The sequence below is a fragment of the Nostoc sp. DedSLP03 genome, assembly GCF_034530815.1.
Classification (GTDB): Bacteria; Cyanobacteriota; Cyanobacteriia; order Cyanobacteriales; family Nostocaceae; genus Nostoc.
In genome coordinates this window covers 1-10,428 of sequence record NZ_JAVRCK010000156.1, presented here as the reverse complement: position 1 = coordinate 10,428, position 10,428 = coordinate 1, and the positions used below count along the sequence as shown (strand labels likewise).

The 10,428-nt window shown below is 41.0% G+C and carries 6 protein-coding genes, 1 tRNA gene and 1 pseudogene; 1 reads left to right on the top strand and 7 read right to left on the bottom strand.

The window, feature by feature from the left end:
- Positions 1-183: 183 nt before the first annotated feature.
- The 7 genes and pseudogenes from RM368_RS36855 to RM368_RS36825 form a co-directional block, all read right to left on the bottom strand.
- Positions 184-257, bottom strand: a tRNA-Met gene (locus RM368_RS36855).
- A 165-nt stretch (positions 258-422) separates the two neighbouring features.
- Positions 423-2,762 carry a peptidoglycan DD-metalloendopeptidase family protein gene (locus tag RM368_RS36850; RefSeq protein WP_322698642.1) on the bottom strand — a complete coding sequence of 780 codons (2,340 nt, stop codon included), beginning with the start codon at positions 2,760-2,762 and terminating at the stop codon, positions 423-425.
- A 793-nt stretch (positions 2,763-3,555) separates the two neighbouring features.
- A complete protein-coding gene (locus RM368_RS36845; protein WP_322674339.1) occupies positions 3,556-4,017 on the bottom strand; it encodes a tRNA (cytidine(34)-2'-O)-methyltransferase in 462 nt (153 codons plus the stop codon).
- Between the two features lie 337 nt (positions 4,018-4,354).
- Positions 4,355-5,494 (bottom strand): glutamate--cysteine ligase, encoded by a 1,140-nt coding sequence (gene gshA, locus RM368_RS36840; protein ID WP_322698641.1) that lies wholly within the window; start codon positions 5,492-5,494, stop codon positions 4,355-4,357.
- Positions 5,495-5,694: 200 nt separating this feature from the next.
- Complete coding sequence (locus tag RM368_RS36835) at positions 5,695-7,503, bottom strand: phospholipase D-like domain-containing protein (RefSeq protein WP_322698640.1); 1,809 nt, start codon at positions 7,501-7,503, stop codon at positions 5,695-5,697.
- 683 nt (positions 7,504-8,186) lie between these two features.
- Positions 8,187-8,420, bottom strand: a complete 234-nt coding sequence (locus RM368_RS36830) for a hypothetical protein (protein WP_322690001.1) — start codon at positions 8,418-8,420, stop codon at positions 8,187-8,189.
- A gap of 146 nt (positions 8,421-8,566) precedes the next feature.
- A pseudogene (locus RM368_RS36825) lies at positions 8,567-8,791 on the bottom strand (carboxypeptidase-like regulatory domain-containing protein); the annotation flags it as partial.
- 749 nt (positions 8,792-9,540) lie between these two features.
- Here RM368_RS36825 and RM368_RS36820 point away from each other — a divergent pair.
- Positions 9,541-10,305, top strand: a complete 765-nt coding sequence (locus RM368_RS36820) for a peptidylprolyl isomerase (RefSeq protein ID WP_322674331.1) — start codon at positions 9,541-9,543, stop codon at positions 10,303-10,305.
- The last annotated feature ends 123 nt before the right edge of the window (positions 10,306-10,428 follow it).

The window sequence follows — 10,428 nt, the reverse complement described above, 5'->3', positions numbered from 1 at the left end:
GGTGCAATTTATCTGGCTGCTTCTGTCATTTGGCTCAATTGATGACACGCCCTAATATTGCGACATTAGTTTGTGAACGGTTATCTCGAATGAGCTACAACCCAAATTAGTGAAATAGCGACATTAATTTGTGAATGTACACTAGGAGTTGAAACCGCTCTAAATGTTATTGCACTTTTAAAATGGCTCAGGTCGGAGTTGAACCAACGACCCCAGGCTTATGAGTCCCGTGCTCTAACCAACTGAGCTACTGAGCCATGTTTTTCAAAATCATTAATTAGTATAGCATAGAAATTTGCTCAAGACTAGTCTGTTTTGCAATTTTGTTAGAACTTTCATCCCTATTGAGGTAATAAAAGTAGAAGAGGGAGGTACACTCCCTCAACTAACAAGGCAATAATTTAGTTACAGACAGCCAAGAATTATAGGCGTTGCGGTAACATAGCTATTGGGTTAACAGCACCCTTGCCTGATGGATGGATTTCAAAGTGGGTGTGTGGCCCAGTACTGTGACCAGTGCTACCCATTAAAGCAATTGTTTCTCCTTGATGTACCTGTTGACCCGGTTGCACCAGAATCTTGCTGTTATGAGCATAGCGAGTTGTACTGCCATCAGGATGGCGGATTTCGACGAGGTTGCCATAGCCACCATTGTTCCAGCCAGCTTTTTCTATCGTCCCCTCAGCTGAAGCTACAACTGGCGTGCCAGTGGAGTTAGCAACGTCAATTCCTTTGTGCATTCTACCCCAGCGCCAGCCATAGCCAGAAGTTAGGGTTCCCTTTGCTGGCCAGGTGTAAGCTAAGGTTGAGGAAGATGGAGGAGGTGTAAGTTCGTCAATGGGTCTGGGAAGATATTGATCCACTGCTGCCAAAGGTGGTAATACCTGTGGAGAAACTGTGGTTCCTCGCATCTTTCCTAAGGAGTCAGAGGCATTTACTTTTCCAGGAGGCGTTGCCACCCTTGTGGCAGATTGAGTCCGAGAGGGAGTCCACTGGCTAGCAGAACCCAGATTAGGCATGAATTCTGGGTTTACTACTTCGGTAGGGCGTACAGTAGTATGGAATTGGGACTTAGCCTGAACGCTATAGTTAGCCCGAATCGGTGTCGGAACTGGAATTGGTATTGCTACACTATTCGGTCTAGATGCAGAGTTAGGTACACTGAAATTATTGGGCGTAGAAATAGGAGTGAGAATAGCAGCATTATTTGCTTCAATCGCTGCTGCTGGCACAACTAAATTACCAGACTGTTGAGCGCGATATTTCTGCTGTAACCTCTGGATTTCCGTTTGTAAGCCCCGCAAACGGTCATTATTATTATTGTTTACCCTTGCTACCCTATTTGCTGGTGTCTTCGGCTGTTGCATTTCGGCAAAAGCTTGTGGCACTGGAATGTCACCACCGACGCCATAAGACTTAGCTGTGGGGGGGGCAGTTTCTAAGTCGGTTGCACTATTTGCCTGAATCTGTACAGTTACCTGTGCAGGAACGGCAACGCTACTGTTGTCGGCAATAGTTGGTGATGGTGAACTAGGTAGATATGAGTTAGCACTACCAATATTCAAAGGGGAGGTAGCAACATTAGGAGTTTTGCTAGACTCTACAGAAGTGGGCTGACTCGCTACAGTTGCCTCAACTTTAACGGTAGGAATTTGAACCGCAGGAATTTGAACCGCAGGAGTTTGAACCGCAGGAATAACTAGTTTTTGACTAATTCGCAGTTCATTGGGATTATTGAGGTTATTTGCTTTAACTAGTTCTGATACTGAAGTGTTGTATCTGCTGGCGATCGCTGCTAGTGTATCTCCAGGTTTAACTTCATAAGCTGTATGCGTCGAGGAGGCAATCACTATTGGCGCCGATGGTACAGATGCACTGTCTCTTGTCTTCTGTTTTAACTTCGATACCAAATTCGCTTGGCTTGCATCGTTAGAAGTGTCTGACTGGACTGCTAATGCAGTCTTCTCAACCACAGTTGTCGGCTGCGCCAATTCTATATCAGCTGGTGATGGTGATAAATTTTTGGTCTCTCCAGACTGCAACTGCGCCAGACTCTTTCTTAAACGGTTCGATTTTTCTTGTAAGCGATTTAGTGCGAACTCTTGTTGCGCCTTAAGTTGTACATTTATTTCACTGTTAGCTGCGGTTGACGTTGCCACTGTTTGTGGCTGGGCAGTTAGTGATGTATTTGTACTATCAACACCATCAGCACTATAGTCAGACAGCTTATTGACTGTTGGAAAACTAGTTTCGGCTAAGGTATTGTTCAATCCCTGTGCCATTTTGGGCTTCAGGTTAGTGGAATTTTTATAACCTGCTGTTGTTTGAGAAAACTTGTTTGGTGCAGGAACTTGCAAAGATATTCCACTTGCCGCGACTTGCCATTTAGCTTCAAGCCCAGGCACTTGTGATACTGCCGTTGGTTCCACGATTACAGGATTTTCCGGCACGCTCGCTGATGAGACTGCTTGGGACTCCAGCTTTGTGGAGGCGAATTTCACGTTGGTGTCAGGAACAGCAGGAATCGCTGAAGTCGCCTTTTGGCTACCTACTGGCACCGCTGCTTGGGCTTGATCGCTTTGTCGAGTCACCAAAAGGCTGGTTGCTCCCATAGAGATTGCCAAGCCAATCATCGCCGCTTTTGTCCGCACCCGGCTGTTAACTTTTGGATTCATCACATTTAGCAGTTCTACCGGGGCATCATCGCTGCTAGGGGTATTGTTCAACACAGCTTTTACTCTCTTTTTCAATGCTCGTTTCAAAGACGACCTCCTTACGATCACTAGCGCTTAACTAACCTCGATTTTTCAGTTGGATACTAGTCAATGATTTAGATCGCAACAAATGATAGATCGAGATCACATTCACCAGAGATGCTTACGCAAGATTAACCTGCTTCTCTGATTTAGACAAGTTCACATCTGTTTGCAAAACTTAAATTTTGCTGTGTTTACTTGTCCGAACCACTCCTAACACCACTTAGGACGATTTTACTCTTTACCATTATCCGCACTTGTCTTGCGTCAATCGCGGGGACTGGACAAATTATTTGCCAAGTCCAAGTCGCTGCTGAAAATTAAATTGCGGCGACTTCTGGAAAAGTTATGCCCCCTGCTGTAGATATCTTCAAGATATTTCTACCCCATCCGTCTTCATCAACACGAGACTTTACGTTGATTATTCCCTAAAAAACAACCGTATTAACTATCGGCTACTTTTGAGCTAATTTCTGTCCTCGAACGAGCAAAAATAGCTCAAATGTAATACATGACTGGATTTTAGCAATTTCGTTCCTAGTTTAGAATGTTTTAAATTCATCAAAATCTATCATTCAAATTCAGCAATATCCCAAGTTTCATATACAAATTTCTTATAATAACCTTACTATACTTGTAAGTATCTTCCACTACATTTCACGAATAATTTAAATTTTTGGTATATTGTTTTACATATTTTTGCTGTGAGCAAGAAAATTTTTGCAGTCACAAATAAATCTTCTAATAGGTTTTTGGAAAGCTTATAAGTAAATACACTTATAAACAGTCATGTAAACAACTATTCTAAATAGCCTAACTGACGACGGGTTTCAAATAAGCCTATTGCTACACTCACTGACAGGTTCAAGCTGCGAACCCCTGGTTGGCTCATGGGAATATAGACGGTAGCATCACAATCTGACAGAATTGCTGGTGGTAAGCCTGTGGTTTCACTACCAAACAGTAGCCAATCATCAGGTTGAAACTGAAAGCTTACATAATTACAATTTCCATTAACCGTATAACCCAACCATCTGCCACCACGCCTCTGATGTACGGTTTTAAAGGCTTCTAGTGATTCGTGATAGTGTAGTTTCACATAAGGCCAGTAATCTAAGCCGGCTCTTTTGAGGTAGCGATCGCTAATTTCAAACCCCAAAGGCCCCACCAAATGCAACTCTGTACCTGTAGCTGCACAAGTACGGGCAATATTACCTGTATTAGGAGGTATCTGCGGGTTCACTAAAACTACCTGAGGCATTATCCGTATAATTTAAGTATTGTATAAAAAAATTTATGGTCAATGTTAAATCTACCAAAAGGTAGAGGCTATTCATAGGTTTTGTTAATAATAATCAAGCATCCTCTATCGATTAGATTTTTAAAAGGAAGTACAAATTAGCCCAGATGAATGCCTGAGAGGATATTTGGCTACAATTGGAAAATATTAAGTGTTGTGTAGAGAAAGTAAGTACTTGTGTTTTTTAAGGCTGGTAGTGCTTGCAAAAAAATCTACCATTTGTATGAAGACGAAAGTGGAGAGATAAGGGGATAAAACAAAGTGTTTTCTCAATGCTCAATCCCCAATGTATTTTGAGTTAACCCAGCAGAGACGAACATAATTTGTCTTCGAGTTCGATTTCGCGCTCTTGGGTGGCAATAATAGCCTGAGTGATGACGCGCTGGCTGTCAAAACCGACTGCGTGTAATTGCAACCACTGTTGAGCTTCATTGCCTTCGCGGAGGATTTTGTGCAAAGGCGAAAGAAAACAGCTAAAACCTTGTTGCTTGGCGATCGCCCAAACATCTTGGTAAATTTCGGCAATCCAATCTCTGGCTACAATGCTTCTGCCATCTTGCCAATGCCTCAACTGAGCATCAAGACTACCAGCAGCAGCAGCAGCTTCGTTGTCAGCAGTGAGGGTGACGAGTTCTTCAGCAGAGAAAGTGCTTTGGGTTAACGGATCGATGCTGGGGTTTTCGATTATTTGCAACAAACGCGCTTCTAATAAGGCAGTAATAGCCAATAAGGCAATGGGATCTGTGACTAAATCGCAAATTCGTAGTTCTAGGCGATTCAAGTCATAAGGACGGCGATCGCCATTTGGTCGCACCGATGCCCACAAATGCCTTACATTCTGCATGGTTCCGGCAACGAGTTGATCTTCCACCCACTGGATATGATCGGCGTGGCTGGCAAATAAGGGCACATGGCTGGGCGTTTGTGGGAAAACGCCCCAACGGGTGGAGTGATAGCCAGTAGCTTTGCCATCCAAGAACGGAGATGAGGCGCTGAGCGCGAGAAATAGGGGTGCTTCCATACGGATTACCCGACACGCCCGCATCAATACTTCTGGGTCGCTGATGCCGACATTGATGTGTACGCTAGCGGTGACTACTTTCGTGCCATAGGTGTTCTCAATGTAATCATGATAGGGGTTTGTTGCATCGGAACGGAGAAAGCGATCGCCCCCACCCAAAGATAAAGTACTCCCTGGTATTAAGGTGTAATCGCCCAAACGATTAAGGTAGTTTCGCAACTCCCGCCGGGGACGCAGCAAGGCACACAATAAATTTTCGTAATTATGGGATGGTTGAGTTATGTACTCGACGTTGCGGCTATCTGGTTCGCGCATAAATCCATCCAAAGCCGCAACTATTTTGTCGGAGAGACCGACGATTTCACCTTGAGGCGTGCCCGTATACATCTCAATCTCAAAGCCTTTTAATAAGACCACCTTGTTCTCCTCGGCTCTCTCTACTTATAAATTGTATCGAACAAGACGAATCTCTGGATCTATCTTTAAGTCAATCAAAGGTTAAGAATCATTTAATTGACAATCCCCGCGAAATCAAGAAGTATATTTCAGACGGCATATTTCTGGATTCTCTTTGAGAAATTATTACTATTGAAGTATGAAAAATATCCTAATGTAGGTTAAACGCGGTACAAAATAAAATCATTGGGTGAATCACTCTCTTGAACAATCTTGAGACGTATAAACTGCGCCCATACTTCATCACTAAGTAAATTTAAAGCAGTTTCGGGATTGTTAATTGCGATCGCGCCGATAACTTTACGCCATCCCTGTTGCAATAAATCAATAAAAGTCTCTTCGATAGAAACTTGACTCAGCAAAGAAAGTGCAGTTTTAAAACTTGCTGAATCACCTGATAAGTTTTTTGACTTTAATTTCTGTATTGCTACATTCAACCATACAGGCAGAAGTTCAAGCCAATTGCTTTTCTGTATCTCTTTGAGTGCAATATCTTCCATACCTAGCGCACTCCAGATACATAAAGACTCTATAGCCAGTTGAGAATCACGGTTTTCGAGAGCATTTTCCCATAATTTTTGAGCGTGATTTTGGAAGCGATTAGCGAGAAATTCATAAGCTTCCTGTACTTGAAGGGGAATTGTCACTTGATAAACTGACTCGTCTAGTGGTAGGTAATTACCGCGATCAGATAGCCAGTTATGAGAGCCGCAAAGATAGATTTTTCGATCGACGATTACTTCTTTGACATGAGAATCTCCTAAACAAAAAACCTGTACGGATGGTAAACCATCAGGTGTTTTTATCGCTCGAAGTTTTTTTTCTACTTCTGGTGGAATTGGTTTATCCTCATTTTTTAGTTGCTGCGTAATTCCATGTCCAATTAAAATCCATACTCCGCGATTAGCTAATTTCTGTAATAGATTCAAAAATGTTTCATTAACAACTGCTTGATTCATCCAAGGAGAATAAATCATAACTTGGCTTTTCGCCGAATTTAAAACTTCTAAAAAAGCTTGGCTAATTTGTCCATTCCGTAACTGAATCGCTTGACCTACTACTGATTTTTTAGAAGTTTCTAGAGCCTTAGTGCGGATATTTTTGAGTCTAGCTTCTATTTCGGTATTTTTCAGCTTGAGAATGGTTTCACATTCACAATTTATGGTTTCGCTTGACAACTTACATAATCTTTGTAAGGAGATTTTACCTTCATTATGTAGCACTTCTAACCAATTGGATGCTGACTCTAAAATTTGTGTTCCATTTCTTATTTGAATACTCAATTTATCTTCAAAAGCATCAAACATAATGAAAATCGATATCCTTCTCCAAATTTTTTGAGTTGAAGTTAGTACCTTACAGGAAGTGACAATTTTTCCTTCTTCTGGTACATGAAGTGCTAAACCTGAAGCTTGAATGCTTGTTTGAATTTGCTCAAGCGGTAAGGAAGTAATATCAGCAATTGTATTATCAATATTTATAAAATCTGCCAAATCAGGCAAATTTATTACTGTCTCATTTAATGATTCAGATTGAAAAGTTATCTTGTCGCTTAAAAGGTCTGTAATAGCATTAATTTGTATAGGATATGGCGGCTGTGGTACAGATCCTTTTTCATAAAAGGAGCGTCCTTCAGGAGTAACTGTTAGTGGCGATGTTGGTGATAGAGTTTGTAAGGAACGAAGTGTTGCAGTAGTAGTTTTAATAAATACAGAATCCAGCCCAAGTATAAAGGCTAATTCATCTTCTGTTGGCGGAGGTTGAAATTCAATAGCAGCACGGATGATAAATTCTTCGAGTACGTTAAACTGGCGGGGTTCTTTGATGCTCACTTCTACCGGAGTTTGAAGCAAACTATAACGGAATTGACGCGCGGCTAAAACTGATAATCTAGGACTTTGCGCTTCAATTTCGTCTACCAAATTTTTAAGATTGTCATCAATGGGTTTAGCAGAAGAGGCTAGAAACATCAACGTAACAAGATTAGATAATTCAATTTCTACAAATACTTATAACTTATGAGGCAAACTAATTTTATGCTTTAAAAAAATATTGGCGACGACTAGCCTACCAAAAATCCAGCATCAGTCAGACAATTTTGGATTTGAGATTTTGGATTTTAGATTGACCCCATAGATAAATCTAAGGGCTTGTACCATCAAGGAATGTCGGTTACAAACATTAGCAGACCATAAATTGCCCCAGGAATGGTCATTGTAGGACTGTTCATTAGTGTAGGTGTAGAAGCGATCGTGTCCCATTTTAAATTTCTACTTCTACTGTAATTGCTGTAACACGTTTTTCTCATAATCGGGTTAAAGTAGCGATCGCAAAACCTAAAGCCATTGCAACTATATTCAAAACTAGAGTTGCCTAGCCCACATCTATAACATCACAAACAATAGCGTCACAGAAAGAGCAACATCACCCCCAGCCAATAACGTAATCATATTACTTCCATCCTTAACCCGCGTTGGTAACAATAAAAGTACCTCTGGATTTTACCGTATTCCCGTTAAAATTCTAGTTATTGCTTGTGACAATCAATATAATTGACCACAGATTGATATAGATTTTCATAGAGGCGCACAGATGTACGCCCCTAAGCAAGCCTATATTTTATTCAAATGAGAATCGCTACAGCAGGCAGATTTCATCGAAGAGGAGTGGTTTGTACCTCTTCTAAGGATGGTAGAGATTTAGAAGAACTAGCGCTACTTTCTGGTGTTGAAGGTTCATCATTAACAACTCCATCCCATGAATAATTGCAGATTTTAGTGCGAAGTAATGTACCAAATGTCAGGTTAATTACTACAGCGAAGGAATCGATAAAAATTAGATTCAAAAAGCGATCGATCATTAGACCCCCTTGAGCTAACTTGAGCATCAAGTGATATTTGCTTTCTTACTACACATGCCACAATGTCTTTTCCAGAAATGCATCTTGTATTAATACTTCTCGGTTAGGTGGCACAGCTAACTGTGTGCCCATAATATAAATATAATTTGGGATAATTTATTTTTGGAAGTCTCTTAGGGGATTGCCGGCTGTTGTAAATTAAGCTCTTGGAATGCTTCAGAAGACTCTTCCAATGTCAAGCTACCAGAAGATTTATTACCATTGATTTGTAGAGTGTATTTACCCTGTGGTAAGCCTTCTAAATAATAGACTCCAGCACCGTTGGTGACAGAAAAACGCCGAGTCCCCCGATCTGGTTGTATAGCTTCTACCCGTGCGCCTGCGATCGCTTGAGCTTGTAAATAGTTTTACCTGTTTGATAAGCTAAACTTTTCAGTCTTAGCTAAACTAACATAGTACAAGCAATATGATTTATTTCAAGATACATCATTGATTATTACTAATTCGAGTAAAGCCAATCAAACACATTCTAGGTAATTAAATACTTCTGTACTACTGGGTAGCGATCGCACTGTGCCAGTTGTGTAAGTTCTGTGATTATAGGATACATAAATACCCTTATTTGAAAAGGCAGTATATAATGCGTACCTCTTTATACCCGAAACACTTGTAAACAGGCCCCCTAGATGCTCGATAGCGATCGCGCAGAGTCTTGTAAAGAAGCGAACGCTTTCGCGTAGGGGTACGCAAACTCATGAAAATCCTTGGCATCTACCCTTATGTACCAAACGCTCTTTCCAGGTTGGCAAAAGAACCGCGACACTAATACCACTGTAGCTCTACGTATAATAAATAATAGAAACCTCAAAACACTCTAACTCAGTCTATAAACTTCGTCTTCCAAAGTCGTACTAGCAAGAACTGTCTTTTATCTTTATCTTCACATCTGCTAGCATTTGCCTAGAATCTTTGATAAAAACTCATACAAACTGTATATTTTTAAGTATGTTAGCAAGTAACTATTTAATTCTTGTGAAAGTGAGGTTAATATACCTAACTCTGTAGAATTAAGGTAAAAGTTCCTAGACAATGGGCTAAGGTATAGCTTCTTTAACAGACTAAATATTCTTGAGATGACCGAAAGCTAATGACTGAAGCGATCCAAATCGGTAATCGTACAATTACAGCTAGTGAATTGATTTCTTTACTGGCAAGTTACCAAATGCTGCCACAGTTGCAGCGAGAATTAATCATTGATGAGGCGATAGAGCAAAACTCACGCTCCGCCAAGGTAGTTATAGAGTGTACTCCTGAGGAAGTAGCCCAAGCTAAACAACAGTTTTACGCTGAAAAACAGTTTAAAAATGAAGAAGACATCCAGGCTTGGATGGCACATCAAGGACTGACTCCCGATCAACTAGAAGTTATTACCACTCGTAAGCTGAAAATTGAAAAATTCAAGCAAGCCACTTGGGGTAATAAACTGGAATCTTACTTTTTTCAGTCCAAGGCAAAACTGGACAAAGTAATTTATTCCCTACTGCGAACCCAGGATGTGGGAATTGCCCAAGAACTCTACTTTAGGATTCAGGCAAAAGAAAACTCTTTTGCTGATTTGGCGCGGGAATACTCACTCGGTCCGGAAGCCCAAACTGGTGGCTTGGTAGGCCCTATAGAACTGAATGCACTACATCCGATAATGGTGCAAATGCTCTCTAGCAGTCAACCAGGTCAAATATTGCCCCCTACCCGTATCGCTGAATGGTTTGTGATTTTGCGTTTAGAAAAATTTATTCCAGCACAACTGGATGAATTTATGAAAATGCGCCTATTGAATGAACTTTTTGAAAACTGGCTACAAGAACAGCAAAAGCAAATCATGTCTGCACGACAAGCAAAAGAGGATAGGTGACAGGCGATAAACCTTTAATCCAACCGAATGCCCTCTAAAAGTGTTGTGTGGCATTAGTAGCGCAATTCATGAGAAACAAAAAGCCCCAGGCGGGATGAGCTTGGGGCTTAAAGTTAGAATTAT

What these genes read in the sequence shown, in the direction of transcription:
- RM368_RS36845 (WP_322674339.1), bottom strand. Translation starts at nt 4,017, where the DNA reads ATGCCTCAGGTAGTTTTAGTGAACCCGCAGATACCTCCTAATACAGGT.
- RM368_RS36835 (WP_322698640.1), bottom strand. Translation starts at nt 7,503, where the DNA reads ATGTTTCTAGCCTCTTCTGCTAAACCCATTGATGACAATCTTAAAAAT.
- RM368_RS36830 (WP_322690001.1), bottom strand. Translation starts at nt 8,420, where the DNA reads ATGCTCAAGTTAGCTCAAGGGGGTCTAATGATCGATCGCTTTTTGAAT.
- RM368_RS36820 (WP_322674331.1), top strand. Translation starts at nt 9,541, where the DNA reads ATGACTGAAGCGATCCAAATCGGTAATCGTACAATTACAGCTAGTGAA.